Origin of the sequence: Methanobrevibacter sp. (assembly GCF_030539665.1) — an archaeon.
GTDB lineage: Archaea > Methanobacteriota > Methanobacteria > Methanobacteriales > Methanobacteriaceae > Methanocatella.
Window position 1 is genome coordinate 76,653 of the sequence record NZ_JAUNXR010000005.1, and the last position, 20,834, is coordinate 97,486.

21 protein-coding genes are annotated in these 20,834 nt (G+C 32.3%); 20 read left to right on the forward strand and 1 reads right to left on the reverse strand.

Translation table 11 applies throughout. The features are described 5' to 3' along the window. The first annotated feature begins 6 nt into the window (after positions 1–6). The 15 genes from ribC to Q4P18_RS07580 all read left to right on the forward strand — a co-directional run bounded on the left by ribC (position 7) and on the right by Q4P18_RS07580 (position 9,461). Positions 7–465, forward strand: a complete 459-nt coding sequence (gene ribC, locus Q4P18_RS07510) for a riboflavin synthase (protein WP_303337451.1) — start codon at positions 7–9, stop codon at positions 463–465. A gap of 12 nt (positions 466–477) precedes the next feature. Beyond that, complete coding sequence (locus tag Q4P18_RS07515; RefSeq protein ID WP_303337454.1) at positions 478–1,197, forward strand: glycosyltransferase family 2 protein; 720 nt, start codon at positions 478–480, stop codon at positions 1,195–1,197. A gap of 14 nt (positions 1,198–1,211) precedes the next feature. Further along, a complete protein-coding gene (locus Q4P18_RS07520) occupies positions 1,212–1,562 on the forward strand; it encodes a DUF2304 domain-containing protein (protein WP_303337456.1) in 351 nt (116 codons plus the stop codon). Positions 1,563–1,704: 142 nt separating this feature from the next. Next, on the forward strand, positions 1,705–2,364 hold the full coding sequence (locus tag Q4P18_RS07525) for a (Fe-S)-binding protein (protein WP_303337458.1): 660 nt from the start codon (positions 1,705–1,707) through the stop codon (positions 2,362–2,364). Next, positions 2,357–3,559, forward strand: coding sequence for an LUD domain-containing protein (locus Q4P18_RS07530; protein WP_303337461.1), 1,203 nt, complete (start codon positions 2,357–2,359; stop codon positions 3,557–3,559). The genes Q4P18_RS07525 and Q4P18_RS07530 overlap by 8 nt, the downstream gene beginning before the upstream one ends. Positions 3,560–3,704: 145 nt before the next feature. Next, complete coding sequence (locus Q4P18_RS07535; RefSeq protein ID WP_303337463.1) at positions 3,705–4,427, forward strand: (5-formylfuran-3-yl)methyl phosphate synthase; 723 nt, start codon at positions 3,705–3,707, stop codon at positions 4,425–4,427. Positions 4,428–4,437: 10 nt separating this feature from the next. Beyond that, positions 4,438–5,919, forward strand: a complete 1,482-nt coding sequence (gene guaB / locus Q4P18_RS07540) for an IMP dehydrogenase (protein ID WP_303337465.1) — start codon at positions 4,438–4,440, stop codon at positions 5,917–5,919. Between the two features lie 36 nt (positions 5,920–5,955). Next, entirely contained in the window at positions 5,956–6,285 is a 330-nt protein-coding gene (locus tag Q4P18_RS07545; protein ID WP_303337467.1) for a hypothetical protein, read from the forward strand. A gap of 188 nt (positions 6,286–6,473) precedes the next feature. Beyond that, a complete protein-coding gene (gene rpl37A, locus Q4P18_RS07550; RefSeq protein ID WP_303337470.1) occupies positions 6,474–6,746 on the forward strand; it encodes a 50S ribosomal protein L37Ae in 273 nt (90 codons plus the stop codon). Next, positions 6,747–6,878 carry a DNA-directed RNA polymerase subunit P gene (locus Q4P18_RS07555; protein ID WP_303337472.1) on the forward strand — a complete coding sequence of 44 codons (132 nt, stop codon included), beginning with the start codon at positions 6,747–6,749 and terminating at the stop codon, positions 6,876–6,878. 34 nt (positions 6,879–6,912) lie between these two features. Then, complete coding sequence (locus tag Q4P18_RS07560; RefSeq protein WP_303337474.1) at positions 6,913–7,392, forward strand: ribonucleotide-diphosphate reductase subunit beta; 480 nt, start codon at positions 6,913–6,915, stop codon at positions 7,390–7,392. A 3-nt stretch (positions 7,393–7,395) separates the two neighbouring features. Beyond that, on the forward strand, positions 7,396–7,662 hold the full coding sequence (locus tag Q4P18_RS07565; protein WP_303337476.1) for a KEOPS complex subunit Pcc1: 267 nt from the start codon (positions 7,396–7,398) through the stop codon (positions 7,660–7,662). A 55-nt stretch (positions 7,663–7,717) separates the two neighbouring features. After that, positions 7,718–8,095 (forward strand): prefoldin subunit beta, encoded by a 378-nt coding sequence (locus tag Q4P18_RS07570; protein WP_303337478.1) that lies wholly within the window; start codon positions 7,718–7,720, stop codon positions 8,093–8,095. A 34-nt stretch (positions 8,096–8,129) separates the two neighbouring features. Beyond that, positions 8,130–8,414: a DUF3194 domain-containing protein gene (locus Q4P18_RS07575; protein ID WP_303337480.1), complete on the forward strand. Its 285-nt coding sequence runs from the start codon at positions 8,130–8,132 to the stop codon at positions 8,412–8,414. A gap of 360 nt (positions 8,415–8,774) precedes the next feature. Beyond that, a complete protein-coding gene (locus tag Q4P18_RS07580; RefSeq protein WP_303337482.1) occupies positions 8,775–9,461 on the forward strand; it encodes a HisA/HisF family protein in 687 nt (228 codons plus the stop codon). Here the strand turns inward: Q4P18_RS07580 and Q4P18_RS07585 are convergent. Further along, positions 9,456–9,635 carry a hypothetical protein gene (locus tag Q4P18_RS07585; protein WP_303337483.1) on the reverse strand — a complete coding sequence of 60 codons (180 nt, stop codon included), beginning with the start codon at positions 9,633–9,635 and terminating at the stop codon, positions 9,456–9,458. The genes Q4P18_RS07580 and Q4P18_RS07585 overlap by 6 nt on opposite strands. Positions 9,636–9,731: 96 nt before the next feature. Between Q4P18_RS07585 and Q4P18_RS07590 the strand changes: the two genes are divergently transcribed. The 5 genes from Q4P18_RS07590 (at position 9,732) to Q4P18_RS07610 (ending at position 20,549) form a co-directional block, all read left to right on the forward strand. Then, positions 9,732–10,556: a cation diffusion facilitator family transporter gene (locus Q4P18_RS07590; protein ID WP_303337485.1), complete on the forward strand. Its 825-nt coding sequence runs from the start codon at positions 9,732–9,734 to the stop codon at positions 10,554–10,556. Positions 10,557–10,615: 59 nt separating this feature from the next. Then, positions 10,616–11,497: a pyridoxal 5'-phosphate synthase lyase subunit PdxS gene (gene pdxS, locus Q4P18_RS07595; protein ID WP_303337487.1), complete on the forward strand. Its 882-nt coding sequence runs from the start codon at positions 10,616–10,618 to the stop codon at positions 11,495–11,497. Positions 11,498–11,717: 220 nt separating this feature from the next. Further along, positions 11,718–18,332 carry a DUF3320 domain-containing protein gene (locus tag Q4P18_RS07600; RefSeq protein WP_303337489.1) on the forward strand — a complete coding sequence of 2,205 codons (6,615 nt, stop codon included), beginning with the start codon at positions 11,718–11,720 and terminating at the stop codon, positions 18,330–18,332. A 12-nt stretch (positions 18,333–18,344) separates the two neighbouring features. Then, a complete protein-coding gene (gene uvrC / locus Q4P18_RS07605; protein WP_303337491.1) occupies positions 18,345–20,099 on the forward strand; it encodes an excinuclease ABC subunit UvrC in 1,755 nt (584 codons plus the stop codon). 12 nt (positions 20,100–20,111) lie between these two features. Next, the gene (locus Q4P18_RS07610; protein WP_303337493.1) at positions 20,112–20,549 is read left to right on the forward strand and encodes a hypothetical protein; all 438 of its coding nucleotides are present in this window, start codon (positions 20,112–20,114) and stop codon (positions 20,547–20,549) included. Positions 20,550–20,834 lie beyond the last annotated feature (285 nt).

The following is a 20,834-nucleotide window of genomic DNA, read 5'->3' on the forward strand; positions in this document are numbered from 1 at the left end:
AAAATAATGAGGATTGGAATTTGTGATACAACATTTGCTCGTTTTGATATGGGTGCTGCAGCTATTGATGAATTGAAAAAGAACGCTACAGACCTACAAATTATTAGAAAAACTGTTCCAGGAATTAAGGATTTGCCTGTTACAGCTAAAATTCTCATTGAAGAAGAGGGCTGTGAAATTGTCATGGCTTTAGGAATGCCCGGACCAATGGAAAAAGATAAAGTGTGTGCGAATCAGGCATCTACTGGTTTGATTATAGCTCAATTGATGACAAATAAGCATATATTGGAAGTTTTTGTTCATGAGGATGAAGAAGAGAAACCGGAAGAACTTAAAAAGTTAGCTGAAACCAGAGCTCGTGAACATGCACAAAACCTTATTAAAATGATGTTCCATAGAAAAGGTTTGAGTAAAGAAGCTGGTATGGGTGTTAGAGAAGGAAAGGAAAATGTAGGACCTTTATAATTAGGTGGATAAATGGCTCAAAAAGAATTTTTAATGTCAGATGAGGATAAGGCCAATACATTCATGGTTATTCCAGCTTATAATGAAGAAGGTCGAGTTCAACCGGTTATTGAAAGTATTGCTGAGCGCGGTTTCAAAATGGTTGTTGTCAATGACGGCTCTACAGATAAGACTCTGGAAAAACTAATTGAATCTCAAAAGAAGTATCCCAACAATATTTTTATCCTGAATCATGTTATAAATCAGGGGATGGGTGCCGCTATCGGAACTGGTATTGATGCTGTTTTGAAACACAATCCGAAATATATTGTTAATCTAGATGCAGACGGGCAACATGATATTGATGATATCGACAAAGTCTGTGAACCTTTAATTAAAGGAAGGGCAGATGCTGTAATTGGTGTTAGGCCATTTGAAGACATGCCAATTACTAAAAATTTTGCAAATACAGTAATGAATATTCTTACAAGAGTTTTTTATGGTGTAAACGTTAGTGATTCTCAGACAGGTTTTAGGGCAGTCACTGCAGAGGCATTAGAAAAAATTGAGATGAATGTGCAGGGTTATATTGTTGCTTCTGAGTTTTTAAGACAGTTCAAGGAGAATAACATCAAGTTGGAGGAAGTTACAATTACAACAATATATACTCCCGAAACTCAAGAAAAAGGTACTAATGCAATTGTAGGTCTTAAAATAATGTTTAACATGATAAAACATTTATTATTTGAATAGGGTGATTAAAAGTGATGGTATATCCAATTGTTTTCTCATTTGTCGCATTAATAGCTATTATCTATTTATATCAAAGAATTTATAGCAACAAATCACCAACTTCCTATGTTTTATGGGGCGTAATCTGGTTTTTGATTATAATATTCGCATTTGTTCCTGAAGCAAGCAGTAACATAGCTAAATTGTTTGGTATTGCAAGGGGATTGGATTTTCTTGTAATCGTGGCTATTGTGCTAATGTTCTATTTGATATTCAAGTTATACATGAAGATAGACAAGTTGCAGCAGGACATGAGTAAGATTGTTCGTGCAATAGCGTTAAATAACGAAATTATCGAGGAATCCTATGATGAAGAGGAAAGCTAACTGTCTTTCCCAATGCTTTTTTTATAGTGTGAAATTTGAATAAATTTCATTTAAAATCATATTTTTTTAGTAAAATTGGATGAATGCTAATTTTTTTGCAGCAATCAACAATTTTATTTATTAATAAAGTTATAATATTATTATGATTTATTTTAGAGGATGTACTGCAAGAGAAAAGGAAACTACAATAGCAGATGCAACTGAAAATTTATTAAAATTAGCTGATATTGATTACACTATTTTAGAGGATGAATCCTGTTGCGGATCAGTTTTACTTAGAACAGGCTTTGAAAAGGAAGCTAAAAAACAGATTGAAAAAAATCAGGAACAGTTTAAAGGCAAAAAGATATTAACTTCATGTGCCGGTTGTTATAAGACATTAAAACAGGATTATGATGGTCTTGACGTTATTCATATTTCAATGTTATTGGATCAATTGATTGATGAAGGAAAAATTTCACTCAAAGGCAAAGACATTAATGTAACTTATCATGATTCATGTCACTTGGCAAGACATTGTAAGGAATTTGATGCTCCCCGTAATGTCATAAGGGCAGCTGCCAATCTTATAGAAATGGACAATGTTAAGGAGAATAGCTTATGTTGTGGTGCCGGCGGAGGAGTTAAGTCTGCTTACCCTGAAATCGCCGAACAAGTTGCAAAAACTAGAATAGGTCAAGCTTTGAACACTGATGCAGAATTATTAATTACTGCATGTCCATTTTGCAAATTAAACTTAAAGGACAATGATATTGAAGTTTTAGATTTAACAGAATTTTTAGGTCGTGTTTTAGATGAATAAAAATGAATTGGAAACCATGAGAAAATCATTCAATACAGTTAAAAACAGATCATCATCTATCAAAACATCACCTCAGGTTTTAAGATTAGAAGAAAGGGTTAAAAGAATAAAGGAGAATGCTATTAAGGACAATAAAGAACTAATGGAAATAGCTAAAGAATCCTTTAAAAGAAATGGTATTGAATTTTTTGAAGCAGAAACAGCAAAGGATGCTCAAGACATAATTCTGGACTTAATCAAGGATTTTGAATCTAATGTAATAGCCAAATCAAAGTCAAATACTTTAGGCGAGATTGATGCTAAAACATTTTTAAAGGAAGCTGGCTATGAGGTTGTTGAAACTGATTTGGGAGATAGGATTCTTCAATTGAAGAAAGTTGACAACAAGCCCGTCCATCCAACAGGTCCTGCATCTCATTTAAACATTGCTGAAATTACGGATATTGTAAATAATGCGTTGGACGAGTCAGTTGCGCCTATTGCTCGAGACATTATGGAAACCGTAAGGGCTGACGTATTGGAACATTTGGAAAATGCAAAAATCGGTATTAGTGGTTCCAATGCAGTTGCAAGTGAAGAGGGCTCCTTGATTTTTGTTCACAATGAAGGAAATATTTCATTGGTCTCAGCAATGGATCTTCATATTGTTTTGGTGGGTATTGACAAGTTTGTTGAATGTTTGGAGGATGCGATTTCAATAGCAAAACTTGAAACGGTATATGCAACAGGAAATTATGTGACCTCCTATATTAATATAGTGTCAGGACCTTCTAAAACTGCAGATATTGAGAAAAAACTTCTTAAAAACATGTATGGTGCTGAAAGAGTTGCTGTAATTATTTTAGACAATGGAAGAAGTGATGCTAATGCGGAATGTTTAAAATGTATTGGCTGTGGAAACTGTATTGTTCATTGTCCTGTCTATAATGCTGTTGGTAATGAATTTGGTTTTAACAATTATTTAGGCGGTCGTGGAGTGGCCATGAGCAAATTTATTGAAGATGAGGAAATCTGCTATTCTTCAGGTCTCTATATGTGTACCCTGTGTGGTATGTGCACCCTCAATTGTCCGGTTTCAATTGAAACAAATGAAATTATTGAAATGCTTAGAAAAGAATCTCAAAGTAAAGGATTTTATCCTAAAGCTCATGGGGTTATTAGTAAGAACATTTCAAATAATGACTCTCCTTATTAGACCCCAATTATTTTTCCTTTTTTTTTTTATTTTTCATAATTTATTTTTCCTTTTTTAAAAAACAACAACTATTATAAATAAAGAAAATCTTATATTAATATATTATAATTATATTTTTTTATTTTAAATTATTTGGAGGAAATACATGCTTCTATTAATAAGTCCGATAAATCATGAAGAGGCTCTTGAATCTATTAAGGGTGGAGCAGACATTGTTGATGTAAAAAATCCTAAAGAAGGTTCTTTAGGTGCTAATTTTCCATGGGTTATAAAAGAAATTAGAGAACTAACTCCTGAAGATAAATTAGTAAGTGCTACTTTAGGGGATGTTCCTTATAAACCTGGAACCGTTTCTCTTGCAGCAATGGGTGCTCATGTTTCCGGAGCAGATTATATCAAAGTAGGATTATATGGAACTAAAAACTACGATGAAGCTGTTGAAGTTATGGAAAATGTTGTTAAAACCGTAAAAGACATTAGTCCTGATACTATTGTTGTTGCTGCAGGATATGCTGATGCACATAGAGTCGGTGCTGTCGGCCCTATGGAAATTCCAAAAATAGCTAAGGATTCTGGTTGTGACTTGGCAATGTTGGATACTGCAGTTAAAGACGGTAAAACATTATTTGACTTTTTAGATATTGATCAACTCAAAGAATTTGTTGAAGAGGCACATGGCTACGGTATTAAAACTGCACTTGCAGGATCTGTTAAAAAAGAGCAGCTAAAACCGTTATATGATATTGGCTGTGATGTTGTAGGTATTAGAGGTGCAGCATGTGTTGGTGGAGATAGAAACACCGGCCATATAGATCACACTGCTGTAGCTGAACTTAAAGAGTTATGCGCTTCATTTGAAGATAATTAAGGGTGATAGAATGTTTTCAAAAAAAGTACAAGAAGCCCCATTAGCTTTTACATTTGATGACTTTTTACTTACTCCTAACGCAAGTTATGTGGAACCTAAAGATGTAAATACCAAAGTGGAATTGTCAAAAGGAATCAAGCTCAATATTCCTGTCTTAAGTGCAGCAATGGATACTGTAACTGAAGCGGAACTTGCAATTGCCATGGCACAGGAAGGTGGTATCGGGGTTATCCACAGAAACATCACTCAGGAAAGGCAAGTGGAAGAGGTTAGGAAAGTAAAGGAAGCTGAAGAAATCACTATTCGTGACGTTGTAACTATTACTCCAGATTCAACCATTCTTGATGTGCAGCAAAAAATGCATGATGAGTTAATCAGCGGTCTTCCTGTAATGGATGGGGATGAGATTATTGGAATCATCTCCAAAAGGGATATTAGGCCAGTCATAAAGAAAGGGCATGAAATGACTGTTAAGGACATAATGACCTCTGATGTTGTCACAATCGAGGAACCTATCACTGCTGAAGAAGCCTTAGATATCGCTTATGAAAATAAAGTTGAAAGGCTCCCTGTTCTTCGTGACGGAAAACTTGTGGGTATCATTACAATTAAGGATATTTTGAACCAATCCCAATATCCTAATGCTGCCCGTGACAAAAATGGCAATTTCCTTGTAGCTGCCGCTTGTGGTCCTTTTGATCTTGATAGGGCAATGGCTCTTGATGAAGCTGGTGCTGATATTATTTCAATTGATTGTGCTCATGCTCATAATATGAATGCAGTTAACTTTACCGAAACAATTAAGGAAAATATCGATGCAGAATTATGTGTTGGAAATATTGCAACTGCTGAAGCTGCTGAGGACTTAATTTCAATGGGTGTTGATGGTCTTAAGGTAGGTATTGGTCCTGGTTCAATGTGTACTACTCGTATTGTTGCAGGAGTTGGTGTTCCTCAACTTACAGCTATTTCACAAGTTGCAGATGTAGCAAAAGAGCATGGCGTTCCTGTAATTGCTGACGGTGGTATCAGATATTCCGGTGATATTGCAAAGGCTATTGGTGCTGGTGCAGATGCGGTAATGCTCGGTAATTTACTTGCGGCATCCTACGAAGCTCCTGGAGATATTGTTGTCATGAATGGAAAACAATATAAGAAATATCGTGGAATGGGTTCAATGGGTGCAATGACCAGTGAAGCTGACGGAGGAGCAGATAGGTACTTCCAAGGCTCTAAAAGTCACATGAAACACACCAAATACGTTCCTGAAGGAATTGAAGGTGCAGTACCATATAAAGGAACCGTTAGTGAAATTTTATTCCAACTTGTTGGTGGTCTTAAATCATCCATGGGTTATTGTGGTGCTAAGGATATTCTTGACATGCAACAGAAGGCTAATTTTGTCAGAATAACTGATAGCGGTATTAAGGAATCACATCCTCATGATTTATTGATTACTAATGAAAGTCCGAATTATCCGACTTTAGATTAATTTCTTATTAATCTTTTTTTTTTGGGAGTGTTTGAAATGGATTTAAAGAAGAGTATCTTTATCGTTGTTGCGATTATTGCAATCGTATGTGTAGCTTTCACAGTCTTCACTATGACAACATCTGATCTGGATGATAATAATGAAACTTTTATTAGAAATAATACAACCAACTCAACTGTAAACAGCAGCGACAATGGTGTTGTTGATCATAATATTGATGATTATAATATTAATGATAAAGAAAGCAGTCAGGAATCATCACAATCTTCACAGTCAAGTGATAGTGAGGTACACACCACTACTGTAGTGGATGAGGATGGAAATACTAAAAATGTTTATTGGAATGAAAAAGATGGAATAATATAATCTTTTTTTATTTTTCATTATCTTTTTTTTTAAAAACAAGATGAAAATCATTAACTTTAAATAGTTGTAACCATAATATTATTATATTAGATAATTTTATGATTATATAACTTTAAATGTAATTCTTTTTTTAATTACATTTGATTCATAAATATAACGATTTATTTTTATAAATGGAGAGAATTTAAATGGCAAGAACAAAAAAAGTGGGTATTACAGGTAGATTTGGAGCTAGATACGGAAGAAAAGCTAAAAGAGCTGTAAAAAATATTGAAGAAAATATGAAGAAAAAGCACGTTTGTCCAAAATGTGACAGACCTTATGTAAAAAGACAAGCTGCAGGTATCTGGAAATGCAGAAAATGTGGTGCAGTCTTTACTGGCGGTGCTTTCGTACCTCAAACTCCTATGGCAAAATCTGCAGCACGTAACATTAGAAATGCTAACTCAGGAGGAGAATAATTGTATAGATGTCCTAACTGTGGAACAGAAGTAGACCATAAAAGCTATATGGAAAATAAATGTCCTAAATGCAGATATAGGATTTTATTTAAAAATGTTCCAGAAGTAAGAAGAATTATTAAAGCAAGGTAATTCTTTTTTTATTTATTATTTTTAAGATGGTCTTATGTTAATTTCAACTTCAAGAAAACCTTCTCCAAAAACAAGAAAGTTTTGTAAGAATTTTGCTCATGCAACAGGATCCACCTATATAAATCGTGGAAAAATGAATATGCGTGAAGTTCTTTTGAGAGCTTTGGAAGAAGATGAGGTTAATGTAGCTATTGTTAATGAAATTAAAGGTAATCCAAGTAAAGTTACATTTTATTCCAATAAAGGGGATATTTTACTTGCTATTGTGATTACCGCTTCCTTAACCAATGAAAGATTACATATTCTTCCAAAAGATTTGACTGTAGTCTCTAGGGTTAAAAAACTTGATATTTTAAGCAAAATTTTCAATTTTGAACTTGTAGACAAAGATAACGCTAATTATATTTTCATTGACAATGGAACCGATGATTTGATAGCTACTATAGAATTTTTCAATAAGTTTGGTGAGAAATCAGAATTTAAAATTAAAGTTCTTAAAATTTTAGAAGAATAAAGCATGTTAGAATCAACACCTTTAGAAGAAATCAATAATAAAATAGCTATTGAATTCGATAATGAAAATCAAGCAAGAATTGTCTATGATTCAATCATTTTAGAGCTTAAAACAGCTCCTGATTATAGATCATCAATTGAAATGGATATTGAGGATAATACTATTTTAATTAAAATCGATGCTCAAGATGCCACTTCATTTAGAGCATCTTTCAATTCCGTAATTAAATGGATTAAGCTATCTTTGGATATTCATAATTTAACTGTATAATTTAAATATTATAATTAACAATAATAAGTTGATAATTAAATAAGTAGGTGATAAAATGGAAATTCCAGAAAATATACAACATCAATTAAACCAATTCCAACAATTACAACAACAAGCACAAGCTGTAACAATGCAAATTCAAAATGTTGAAATTCAAGTTCAAGAAACCGAAAAGGCTCTTGAAGAATTAAACAAGACTGATGCAAATACTGAAGTATTCAAACAAGCTGGTTCTTTACTTATTAAAGTAAACTATGATGACGCTGTTGCTGATATGGAAGAAAAATTAGAAACTCTTAAATTAAGAAAACAAACTATGGCTCGTCAAGAAGAAAGAGTTATGAAAAAACTTAATGAAATGCAAAACTCCATTCAAGCAGCTATGCAAGGAACTTTCGCTCCTTCTGACGACGACGATGAAGATGATGATTAAATCATCCATCTTTTATTTTTTTTCCTGATTTTATATGTCTAAACTTAAAACTCTTTCTGATGATGACTTAATATCTATTTCTGAAAATTTTAGTGAATTTTTGAATATTGAAATTTCCAAGCGTGTTTCCATTAAAGAGCTTGATGATATAGATTTGGGCATCACTATCAATTATGAAAATGATCAATTGGATGTATCTGTTGATGTTGATCTTCTTTTTGATGAACTTACAGATATTAGTGAAGAATCTTTAAATATGGCAGTTGACAATGCTTATGAACGTTTAGATTCTTTTATTGATGAAAATTTTAGGGAATAATTCTTTTATTCAATTTAATTTTATTAATTTTTTATATTTTTCTTTTATTTTTCTATAGTTTTTTTAATATTTTTTATTCTTATTTAATATATTTTCAATATATTTCATGGATTTTGATGTTTTGTTTATTTTTTCTTATTTTTTTTCATTAATCAATAATTCAAGTAAACTTTAATTTAATTAAAGTAAAGTAAAGTTTATATACTATTAGTTAAATACTATAAGCAAGGGTCAAATATTTTTATTAAATTAACTATTATTTCCTATAAAACACATAAGCTATTCTATAGCTTATTCCTCCTTTTTTTTTTAACAATATTTATATTATACATATCATAATATCATATAAGAGATGATAATATGATTAACAAAGTTCCTGTTTTAGACTTAAAAGATAATGTTGCAGTTAGTGGAAAATCCGGTCAAAGACAAACATACACTCCATTGAAAAGTGTTTATGCGACTTCATCCGATCCTGTTGAAATAGCAAATAACCTCAAGTTAAATGGTGCAAAAGAGGTTTATGTTGCTGATTTGGATTTGATTGATAGCAATGGGCATAATCTACATCAGGTTAAGATGATGAACACAATACTTCCTGTGATTTTTGATGGAGGTGTCAAGGATTTCGAATCATACACATTCTTTTTAGACTATGCATATAAGGTTATTGTAGCAACAGAAACATTGGAAAGTTTGGATGAACTTCAAAGAATATTTGAAGCATTTCCAAAAGAAAGAATTGTTTTAAGCATTGATATCAAGGACAATAAGTTATATTCCAAGCATTTGGATGTTTCCTTAGACAAATTAAAAAGAATATTGAAATATTTGGATCCTTCTGAAATAATATTGTTGGATATTTCAAGTGTAGGAACAAACAAAGGGTTTAATAAAGAGTTACTTGATGAGTTCGAAGAATTTAAAGATAAATTAATAATTGCCGGTGGAATCAATAAGGAGTCTTTAAAAGAACTTGAAAAAGAAGGAATAAAAAAAGTTTTAATAGGTACTTCTATTCATAATGGTGAAATATCTATATTATAAGAGTACACTTAATACTAAAAATGGTGATATGCAACCAAATACAAATAAAACGATTCCTATAATCAAGTTAGGTTTTTTATCATCCATAATTCCTGATATTATCATGATTATTCCAAGAAATCCGAAAATAACAGGTACAATATGTGAAAAGAGTGTACTTCCAGTCATTGCCATTTTATCACATACTAATTTATAACTTAATTAATATATAAAATTTATTAATGGAAAATAGGAAGTGATTTTATAGTTCTAAAGAAACATAATCATCATGTGGAAGCAAGCGGAAACTTGTTTTTTGCATTTTTATTAAATATATTTTTTAATGTGATTGTAATAGTTGGGGCTATTTTTACAAACAGTGTGGCGATTCTCGCTGATTGTCTGCATGATCTAACTGATACCATATCCATAGGTCTTGCATGGGGTTTGGAAAGAATCTCCAGAAGGGACAGCAATAAGAGTTATACATATGGATATGCCCGATTTTCAATTTTAGGGGCTTTCATAACTTCAACTTTGGTAATAATAATTTCCATTATTGTAATTTATGAGGCAATTGATAGATTGTTCCATTTAGTTACACCTGATGCAGGGGGAATGCTTTTAGTGGCTATTTTGGGAATTGTTTTTAAAGGTTTGTCTGCATATCGTTTGCATAAGGGAATCACATTCAATGAAAAAGCCATTTTGCTTCATCTTTTAGCAGATATTTTTGAATGGATTGCAATATTGATTATCAGTGTAATTCTCATATTTTGGGATGTGCCGTTTTTGGATCCTTTAGTTTCAATAGGTATTAGCATTTGGTTAATTTATAGCTTATCAAAAACTCTTAAGGGTTCTCTGGAGATATTTTTACAAAAATCTCCTTCAAACATTGATGTCAACGAATTTAAAAACAGCATTCTTGCTATTGACGGCGTAAACTCAATTTATGATTTTCATTTATGGTCATTAGATGGGATTGAATCTGTTCTTACATTAAAGCTCAAAATAGATGATGAGAATAAAAAGGAAAATATTTTAAATATTGCGAATAAAATTGCATATAACAATAATATTGTAGATGTTACTGTTGAGTTTAACTATGATTAAATACTAGTAATTATATAGTTAAAAATATTAATTTTAAAATTAACAATGGAGAACTTTTCATGGAAAAAGGAACTGATGTTTTAAAAGAGGGCTTCGCTAAAATGACAAAAGGCGGAGTTATTATGGACGTTGTCAACGCTGAACAAGCAAGAATTGCTGAAGAAGCTGGTGCTGTTGCTGTAATGGCATTGGAAAAAGTACCTGCAGATATTAGGGCTGCTGGTGGGGTAGCTAGGATGGCTGACCCAACCATTGTTGAAGAAGTTGTAGATGCAGTTTCTATTCCTGTAATGGCAAAGGCAAGAATTGGTCATATTGCAGAAGCACAGATTTTAGAAACCTTAGGTGTAGATATGATTGATGAAAGTGAAGTACTTACACCTGCTGATGAAGAATATCACCTTAACAAAAAAGAATTCACCATTCCTTTTGTATGTGGTGCACGTAACTTAGGCGAAGCTTTAAGAAGAATCGATGAAGGAGCAGCAATGATTCGTACCAAAGGTGAACCTGGAACTGGAAACATTGTAGAAGCAGTTCGTCACATGAGAATGGTTATGGGAGAAATTAGAACCATTCAAGGCATGGAGGAAGAAGAGCTTTGGAAATATGCAAGAAAAATAGAAGCTCCTATTGAACTTGTAAAGGAAACTGCAACTCTCGGAAAATTACCTGTTGTAAACTTTGCAGCTGGTGGGGTAGCAACTCCTGCTGATGCTTCTTTGATGATGCAATTAGGTGCAGACGGTGTATTTGTAGGTTCAGGTATTTTCAAATCAAACAATCCTGTAGCATTTGCAGAAGCTATTGTTGAAGCTGTAGCTAACTATGACAAACCTGAAGTATTAGCAGAAGTCAGCAAAGGTCTTGGAGAAGCAATGAAAGGTATTGAAATGTCCACTCTTACTGAAGCTGACAGAATGCAAGATAGAGGAATATAAATATTCCTTTTTTCTATTTTTTTATTTATTTCAAACTAATTATTATTGGAAAATATTATTTCACAGTTTTTATTTCATAAATTAAAGACATCTTAGCTCTTTGATTATCATTTAAACTCTTTTTAGTATAATACGAAAACTTTATTAATAATTGTATTAATAAATAGTATATAGTTTTTTTATAGTTTTTACGAATTTTTGGTACTATTTAAGTGACATCATGTTTAATCGTTCTTCTAATAAAATTGAAAGAGAATTTGAAAATTTACGTAATGAATTACTGGACTTAACTTTAAGAAATCAGCTTCTTAATTTTAAGCTAAGGGCTAAGACCATAGCTATAGAAAACCAATCCGGTGCAAATATCTTTCAAAATCTTATTTTGCAAAATAAAAAAATGTATTTTGCATCTAACAAAAAAGAAGAAAATGAGGACAAGTCTCGTTTTTCAATTTGGAATCATTCTCCAATAGACTTTTCTAAGTTTACAGATGGGGATAAAACACTCAGAACCAACTTAACTCCTAGTGAACTTCAAAAAAGATTGTTTTATATCAATAACCAAGCAAAAACAATGCTTCAAGAGCAGGGTTACAATATTCTTTACCTGGCTGTTGGCTTTTTAGAATGGAAGGACAATAAGAAACCTCAAAAGAATTTGGCCCCTTTGATTTTAATTCCAGTAACAATGGAACGTAAAAAAGTTGGAAAATCATTTGAACTTTCATGGACGGGGGAAGAAATTCAGACCAACATATCCCTTAAAGCTAAGTTAAAAGAGGAAGGAATAGAACTCCCTGATTTTGAATTTAAGAAATATAGTGAAGTTATTGACCATTATATAAGAGAAGTGCATGAAGTTACAAGGCATATGAAAGGATGGGATGTTAACTCCAAAGTAGCATTGGGATTCTTTAGTTTCACTAAATTTGTAATGTACAATGACTTAAATCCTGAAAGCTGGGATAAAGATGTTGATTTAACTCAAAAGGAATTAATACAGGCAATATTTAATCCTGAAGTTAACAATCAGGAAGCGTTTAAAGAGGAGGATATTGATACTCAACTGGACTATGCATCAATGTATCAGGTTTTAGATGCGGATTCATCTCAAATTGCAGCTATTGAGGATGTAAAGGCAGGAAGGAATCTGGTTGTGGAAGGACCTCCTGGAACTGGGAAATCACAAACTATAGTAAATCTAATAGCTGAATTGCTTGCTGAAGGAAAAACAGTTCTTTTTGTAAGTGAAAAAATGGCCGCATTGGAAGTTGTAAAAGATAGGCTTCAGTCCGTGGGTCTTGGAAAATTCGTTTTAGAACTTCATTCTCATAAGACACGTCGTAAAAAGTTTTTAAAGGATCTTCAAAAAGCAGCTACAATACGTGCTGAAGACCAGATAAATGCGGATCAAACAATTAGAAAGCTGGAATCTCTCAAAAAACAGTTGGATGAATATCCGGAGGTAATCCATCAGAAATATTATGGGGTTAATTTATCTCCATTTGAATTATATGGGATGAAGGAAGATGCAGAGGTTCATTTTGTCAAAAAGGATAAGATACTTCCTTTGGTGAGATTTGACCAACCGGAATTAATAACAATCAAAGATCTTGATGATATGGTATTTAAACTGGAAAGTGTTGCCGAGCTTTATCAAACAATTTCAAATGAGAATCCATGGAGTTTATGCGCACCTGAAAGTTTGCTTCCTGCTGATTTAAGGGAGATCGAAATTTTGATAATCGATACATTGCAAGCTTTAGACAATTTCATTTATGAAAAGCAGTTTTTTCATGAGACATTCGGTATCAAATCACCAGAATCATTATCTGAATTCTCAAATTCGCTAAAGGCATTTAAAATGATAGAATCTAAAAATTCATCCCTTATAGATTCTTCAATAATCACTTCACAAATATGGAAATTGAACAACGATGATCCTTATAAGTTAATCAAAGATTTGGAATTATATCAATCCCAATCAAGAATATTAAACAAATTTAATGATAATATACTTCAAGCGGATATCAATGGATTAATCAGGGAAATCCAGGATTTGGCCAATAAGAAATTCAGATTATTCAACAGCAACAAGAAAAAAATCGAGAATATTGTAGGAAGATATTATAAGCATGGCATTCCGGATACCAATCAAATTATAAGAGATTTGAATGCTGTTAAAGTAGTTATTGACTTTAAAAACAAAATAGAATCTAACAAGGAATTAGCAAGACAATACTTTGGTCAATATTGGTATTTGGGAGCAAATATCAATGATTTGAAGGCCATTACAAAATGGATGAAGGAATTTTGGTTGCTTGTTGGTGAAGGTGTTTTCTCAAATCAAACAATAGAATTGCTTTCAAAAGACCTATTCAATATCAACGCTTCTGATAATTTATCAAATTACATTTCTTTAGGGGAAGATTTCAAAGACAAACTCTCAAAACTTAACAACAAACTTAATCCAAGAAGCAAATTGATATTTAAGAGAGATGTTGATGACGTTACTTTTGACCAATGGAAAGAACAGCTTAACAATTGGAGAGGGCAATTGTCCAGTCTTCATTTGTGGTCTCAGTATTTAAGCACTAAGAACTCTTTAACAGGTTCTTACAGCGAACCATTTATTGATGTAATAGAAAAAAGAAATATTAAAAAAGACGAAATAAAGTCTTTAGTTTACGGTAATTTTGCCGATGCGTTATTGAACATAATGTTTTTAGAAAATCAGCAATTGGCTACATTCATTGGCGAATTGCACGATAATAAGATTAATGAGTTTAAAAGTCTTGACAAAACTATTCTGGAGATAAATCGTAAAAGAATATTCCACAAACTTAACAAGAACATTCCAAACGTTTTTGGCGGAGCTCAAGGAAGCGAGGCTCAAATACTTGCAGGAGAATTTACAAGAAAAAGCGGTCATTTGCCGGTTCGCAAACTTCTTCAAAAAGCTGGAGGTTTAATAAAACAAATAAAACCAGTATTCATGATGTCTCCACTTTCAATTGCACAATATCTTGACCCTACAAATGAAAAATTGCAATTTGATGTGGTTATCTTTGACGAAGCAAGTCAGGTTAAACCTCAGGATGCATTGGGAGCATTTATGAGAGCAAAAACCGCAGTAGTTATGGGTGACACTCAACAATTGCCTCCTACATCATTTTTTGAACAAATGGCTGATGGGGAAAGTTATGAGGAGGAAGCAACATCTCTGGATATGGAAAGTATTCTACATTTGTGTAAGCTATCATTTCCGGTTAAAATGCTTAAATGGCATTACAGAAGTCGTCACGAGTCATTAATTTCAGTTTCAAACACTCAATTTTATGATGATGAGTTATTGGTTTATCCTTCACCGTCTCATAATGATCCTGAATTGGGTTTAAAACTTCATTATAATCCTGATACTTATTATGACAGAGGATCAAGTTCTGCAAATGTTGGGGAAGCAAAAGAAGTTGTAAAAGCTATTTTCGAACATTTTGATACTTATGGGGACACTAAAAGTTTAGGTGTTGGAACATTTTCAGTTGCTCAAAAAAATGCTATATTGGAGGAATTGGAATTCCAACGTAAAAACAGGCCAGAATTAGAACCATTGTTCGCTGAAAATAAGGAAGAACGTTTCTTCGTCAAAAACCTTGAAACCATACAGGGAGATGAAAGGGATGTTATTTTAATAAGTGTTGGATACGGATATGACAATGAAGGTAAGATGTCTTTAAACTTCGGTCCTTTAAACCAGGATGGTGGTGAAAGACGTCTTAACGTATTGATTACAAGAGCGCGTGAAAAATGTGTCGTATTTTCAAATTTCAAAGCTCATGATATGCATTTAACAGCCAATCCTCCATTTGGGGTCAAGTCTCTTAAAGAATTTTTATATTATGCAGAAAACTTGACTGAAGGAAATCAGATGGTTGAACCTAAAAAAGAACAAAAATTTGAAGATTCAATAGCTAATTTCCTTGAGGAGAATGGATATATTGTTGATAGGCAGGTTGGAAGCTCAGGATTTAAGGTAGATTTGGCTTTGGTTGATGAAAATAATCCTGGCCAATATTTCTTAGGAATAACAACTGATGGTGATGTTTATGCCTCAAGTAAAGTAGCTCGTGATAGGAATAGGCTTAGGGAACAGGTTCTTGAGGGTTTAGGTTGGAATATTTATCATTTATGGTCTACTGATTGGTATAGGAATAGGGATTTGGGCCGTAAAAAACTTCTTAATGCTATTGCTAGTGCTAAACAAAAGCATGCTGAAAACTTACAGTTAAAAGAGGAAGAGGCAGAAAGAATCAGATTGGAAGCTGAAAAAAGAGCTGAAGAATTAAGATTGGCTCAAGAAGAAGAGGAAAAAGCTGAAAAAGCAGCTCTTGAAGCATTGAATGCTGGTGAAAGTTTCGATGAGGGTACCATTATTGTAGATTCTTCTGAAGTTGCCGCATCTGATGATAATTCCTATAATGAAATAGATGAGAATACTACTGTTGTGGATGATTTGGGAAATATTGGCATGTCTGATGATTCAACTCAAGATGAGGGTTTTATTACAATCAATGATTCTGAAATTGAATTGGAGGAAGATAATGAAGTTTTCAATGATGATGGGACAGTTTCAATCAAAAAATCATCTAAGAAATCAGGTGGCCTTAAAAACTCCATCAAATCAATATTGGCTTTCGATAAATCTGACTCTGATAAGGTAATAAATGACAATATTGGAAATGAAGCTCTTGATGAGATTGTTGTTGATCATGATGATGGTTTAGGTCATGTTGTGGATGAGATTGTTGTTGATCATGATGATGGTTTGGAGCCTGTTATTGACGTTGAAAATGTTAAAGAAGAATTTTTTAAAGAAGTCTCTAATGATGATGATGAGAATAATAAGTCTAAATCAGCTCAATCTAATCTTAATAACTTCAATATCAAGTTCAAATCAAATATTGATGATTCTGTAATGGAGGAGGTCAATAAAGATATTCATGATGACGAATTTGTAGCTCATTCAACTTATGATGATGATGTTGAAGAAGAAAGTTTCAATAAATCTCATAATTCTTCCATAGACTTTGATTCCATTGAAGATGATGGTTTTGACATATCTAAGGGTGATTCATCTGAGGATGTTGGCATTTCATTAGATGGGGATGATTCTGATAATTCATTTGGTGAAGATGATTTTGACGATTCATTCAATTATGATGATGCTGGTTTTGATAGTAAAACCGTTGAGGAGGAAGAAAGTTTTAATAAAAACAACATTGAAAATGATGAAAGATGGAATTCTTCTTTTTCCAAGTCAAATACATCAAATTTAGATGCTGAAGAACAAAAATCTGAATTTAAAGAGGAGAAGAAAAATAAAGGATTTTTCAGCTCAATTGTTAACAATATAAAAGAGGGAGAAACCAAACTTAATGTTTCAGGCAACAAGTTTTATGACGATAATTTGAACGAAAAATTCATCCCGGATGTTGAAGTCAATAAAAAACCTCAAAAACAAGTAATCAAAGAAGAACCGAGAATTATTGATGTTCCTTATACATCTTCAGACAGCAATGGAAACGTTTACGATAAGGATGACGAGATTAAGAAGATGGCAACCAAGATAGTGGATGATGTTTTTGACAGTATTTTGGATAATGGCTCTCATAAAGATTCCATTGTCTTTGATAATGTCGATCCTTCTAAAGACTATTCTGCCGATGATAATATTAATTTTACAGAAGATTATAATGATGATTTAAAAGATAAATTCAATAATGATGATAGTTTCACAGAGTTTAATGAAAGCTATCCATCAAAGGATGGTGATGAAACTAGTTCATATAGCTATGATAAATATTATGATGAGAATTATGAAACTGGAGATTATTTCCAAGCAAGCCAGGACATGAAAAATCCTCTTAGAAAAAATAGTGTTTATAAAAAAGAAAAATCAGGCAGTGGTGTTCGCGGTTCATTATCTAACTTTAAGAATAACGTTAGCTATATAAGCAAATCTTTAAAAGAGATTGAAAAAGAAGACCCTTATGAATATGTAAACACAATTGACAGGACTGCTGAAGTGGAAAATGACGATTCCTTTGATTTTAGAGATAATGTGGAATTTAAAGAGGATATAAATGACAATATTAAAGTAGAAGAACAAACAATAAAAGCAGTTGATAAAGAAAATGGCAACAATGAAGAGGAACTGGTTGAAATTATTAAAAAAGAAATCGAAGAAGACGAATATGATAGGGTTCCAATTCATAATGAAAATAAAGCTGCAGAAGAAACTAAAATTGTTGATTATGTAATGGCTGAAAATATTGGAATAAATTCATCTAAAGAACTTTATGACAAATCCATTGTGGAAGTTGCTGATGTAATCAGCGACATAGTGAAAGTCGAAGGACCTATTCATGTTAACGAATTAATCAAAAGAGTTAGGGAAAACTGTGAAGTTAAAAGAGCAGGTTCCAAATTCAAAAAAACACTTAACGATGCTATTGAGGTTTCAGAACAATCAGGAAATATTACAAAGGTTAACGATTTCTTGTTCAACGGCTTAAATGACAATATCAATATTAGAAAAAGAAACAAGCCAAATATAGATCTTATATCTGAAGCCGAAATTGAGAAAAACATTGAGTTTATCTTAAATGATGAAAAGACTGTTGACTTATCAAAATTAGCTAAAAAAGCATCTAAAAATTTTGGATTTAAATCAACATCTAAAAAAACAGCTACTAGGATAAATAATGTTTTAGATTCTATGATTGTAAATGGTAAGGTAGTTTTAAAGGATAATATTGTCGAACTTAATAAATAAGGGGTTGTTAACGTGTCAACTAAAGTTAAATCTCCTGAAAATCTTCCGAATAAACCTGGCGTTTATATAATGCGGGACAAGGATGAAAATATTATTTACATAGGCAAGGCTAAAAATCTAATAAAAAGGGTTCAGTCTTATTTTAGAAAAAATTTGGATAGGCCAAAAACTAAAATTTTAATGGACCATTTTAACAGCTTGGAGTATATTGTAACCAATTCTGAAAAGGAAGCTTTAATTTTGGAAGCTAATCTTATTAAGAAACATAAGCCAACATACAACATACGTCTAAAGGATGATAAAAGGTATCCTTATGTTAAAATAACCAACGAGGAGTTTCCCAGGTTATTGATTACAAGAAACATTACGAAGAATGGCAGTTTTTACGGGCCTTTTACAGATGTTGGTTCAGTTAAAAAAACCGTAAAATTCTTAAAATCGCTTTTTAAGGTTAGAACATGTCGAAATATGGATGGGCCATGTCTTAACAGTCAAATTGATTTGTGCTACGCTCCTTGTAATGGATCAATTACCAAGGAAGAATATAATGAAATAATGGAAAAGATTGATTTGTTCTTCCAGGGAAAATATTCTGTAATTGTTAAGAATCTTAAAAAAGAAATGATGGAAGCTGCGGAAGAACAAAACTATGAGAAGGCGGCCGTCTTAAGGGATCAGATCCAATCGATAGAGGATATTATGGATAAGCAATTTGTAGAGTTGGGGGATGACGACTTAGACCAGGATATTATAGCCATTTCTGAGGATAAGGAAAACTTCATCATTGTTGTAATGGCGATTAGAAATGGAAAAATCGTTGGAAAAGATGATTTCCTAATGAATGGAACGGAATATGATTCGAATGAGGAAGTCACTTATGCTTTCATACAGCAGTATTACGGATACAATCGTCATGTTCCCAAACAGATTATCATTAATCAGGGCATTGGGGAGGTTTCATTGCTTGAAGAATGGTTAACCGATTTGAGGGGAAATAAAGTTTATATCAAAGTTCCTGAAAAAGGAATAAAATTAAGATTGGTTAATATGGCTCAAAAGAATGCTGAAATAATAAGGCATCAAAAGAAAAAATTGGAAAACTCTTTAATTGAGCTTAAAAAATATTTGAAACTTGAAAAGCTTCCAAGAGTGATAGAGGGGTATGACATCAGTAACATTTCTGGAAAATTGGCTGTTGGTTCTAAAGTTTCATTTTTAGATGCAAAACCCAATAAAAAGAAATATAGGCATTTTAGAATAGATACTCCAGGACCTAATGACTTTGAAATGATGAAGGAACTTTTAACCAAAAGGTTCGAGAGAATAGATAAGGATAGCGAACCGGATTTGATAGTCATTGATGGTGGTAAGGGCCAGTTAGGAATGGCCTGTCAGGTTTTGAAGGAGAATAATTTAGAACATATTCCAATTATTGGGCTAGCTAAGGAATTTGAAGAGATTTACATTCCCAATACTTCACGTCCAATTATCATCCCTAAAGACAATAAGGCATTACATTTATTGCAGCAGGTAAGGGATGAGTCACATAGGTTTGCCGTTACTTATCATAGGAAACTCAGGAGTAAGAAAATTTCAGAATCATCTTTGGACAATGTTCCTGGTATTGGACAGAATCGTAAGAGAAACCTTTTAAAGGAACTAGGTTCAATAGATAAGGTTAAGGAAGCTACTGTTGATCAGCTTGCAAACGTTAAAAGCATGAATAGAAAAGTGGCTGAAAACGTTTATAATTATTATCATGAATAGGAGATGGTTGTCATGGATAAGAATGAAAAAGTTAAAATAAAAATATTGGACGTAAGTGAAATTCCTGATAAAACAGAGGATAAGATTGACGTGTCCGAAAATGAAGAGTTCTTTGAAGATGAAATTATTGAAGAGGAAAATTTTGAAGATGAAGATGAGTGTTCAAACAATGGTTATTCTGAACTTAAGGATGATATCAAACAGCATTTAAGGGATTTGTCCTCAAATTGGGATCTTGATTTGGATGATGTTAAGTGTAGGGCAAAAGAAAGAAAGGGTGAAATCAAAAACATCCTTGTAGATAATACTGATAGGCTTGAAAAATTTTCAGATTTGGGCAGAAACCTTGCAGATGATATTTTTTATGGAACTATGGATGTTTATAATAGGGCAAAGTATAATCGTAACAGGAATGAGGGTCGTGAAATAAGGGTTGATAAAAAAGAGTAGAGTTATTTATTTTTGTTTTTTATTGCTATAATCTATTCATTTTTATTTATCAACTTTCTTTATTTATTTTTTAATTTAATAATTTGTATTTTATATGTATTATTTATTTTAATCTATTTCCAATGATTTTTATTGATTTAATCAATTTTATTATTCTTTCTTTGAAATTATTTGATTTTCATGGAATTTTTATTTTTAGTTTAAGTTATAAGTTAAAATTAATAAGCTATAATTTCTTTATTTTTAAATTATAAAGCTATTTTTTATTAACTAATCTATTGCTTC

What these genes read in the sequence shown, in the direction of transcription:
- ribC (WP_303337451.1), top strand. Translation starts at nt 7, where the DNA reads ATGAGGATTGGAATTTGTGATACAACATTTGCTCGTTTTGATATGGGT.
- Q4P18_RS07515 (WP_303337454.1), top strand. Translation starts at nt 478, where the DNA reads ATGGCTCAAAAAGAATTTTTAATGTCAGATGAGGATAAGGCCAATACA.
- Q4P18_RS07520 (WP_303337456.1), top strand. Translation starts at nt 1,212, where the DNA reads ATGGTATATCCAATTGTTTTCTCATTTGTCGCATTAATAGCTATTATC.
- Q4P18_RS07525 (WP_303337458.1), top strand. Translation starts at nt 1,705, where the DNA reads ATGATTTATTTTAGAGGATGTACTGCAAGAGAAAAGGAAACTACAATA.
- Q4P18_RS07530 (WP_303337461.1), top strand. Translation starts at nt 2,357, where the DNA reads ATGAATAAAAATGAATTGGAAACCATGAGAAAATCATTCAATACAGTT.
- Q4P18_RS07535 (WP_303337463.1), top strand. Translation starts at nt 3,705, where the DNA reads ATGCTTCTATTAATAAGTCCGATAAATCATGAAGAGGCTCTTGAATCT.
- guaB (WP_303337465.1), top strand. Translation starts at nt 4,438, where the DNA reads ATGTTTTCAAAAAAAGTACAAGAAGCCCCATTAGCTTTTACATTTGAT.
- Q4P18_RS07545 (WP_303337467.1), top strand. Translation starts at nt 5,956, where the DNA reads ATGGATTTAAAGAAGAGTATCTTTATCGTTGTTGCGATTATTGCAATC.
- rpl37A (WP_303337470.1), top strand. Translation starts at nt 6,474, where the DNA reads ATGGCAAGAACAAAAAAAGTGGGTATTACAGGTAGATTTGGAGCTAGA.
- Q4P18_RS07560 (WP_303337474.1), top strand. Translation starts at nt 6,913, where the DNA reads ATGTTAATTTCAACTTCAAGAAAACCTTCTCCAAAAACAAGAAAGTTT.
- Q4P18_RS07565 (WP_303337476.1), top strand. Translation starts at nt 7,396, where the DNA reads ATGTTAGAATCAACACCTTTAGAAGAAATCAATAATAAAATAGCTATT.
- Q4P18_RS07570 (WP_303337478.1), top strand. Translation starts at nt 7,718, where the DNA reads ATGGAAATTCCAGAAAATATACAACATCAATTAAACCAATTCCAACAA.
- Q4P18_RS07575 (WP_303337480.1), top strand. Translation starts at nt 8,130, where the DNA reads ATGTCTAAACTTAAAACTCTTTCTGATGATGACTTAATATCTATTTCT.
- Q4P18_RS07580 (WP_303337482.1), top strand. Translation starts at nt 8,775, where the DNA reads ATGATTAACAAAGTTCCTGTTTTAGACTTAAAAGATAATGTTGCAGTT.
- Q4P18_RS07585 (WP_303337483.1), bottom strand. Translation starts at nt 9,635, where the DNA reads ATGGCAATGACTGGAAGTACACTCTTTTCACATATTGTACCTGTTATT.
- pdxS (WP_303337487.1), top strand. Translation starts at nt 10,616, where the DNA reads ATGGAAAAAGGAACTGATGTTTTAAAAGAGGGCTTCGCTAAAATGACA.
- Q4P18_RS07600 (WP_303337489.1), top strand. Translation starts at nt 11,718, where the DNA reads ATGTTTAATCGTTCTTCTAATAAAATTGAAAGAGAATTTGAAAATTTA.
- Q4P18_RS07610 (WP_303337493.1), top strand. Translation starts at nt 20,112, where the DNA reads ATGGATAAGAATGAAAAAGTTAAAATAAAAATATTGGACGTAAGTGAA.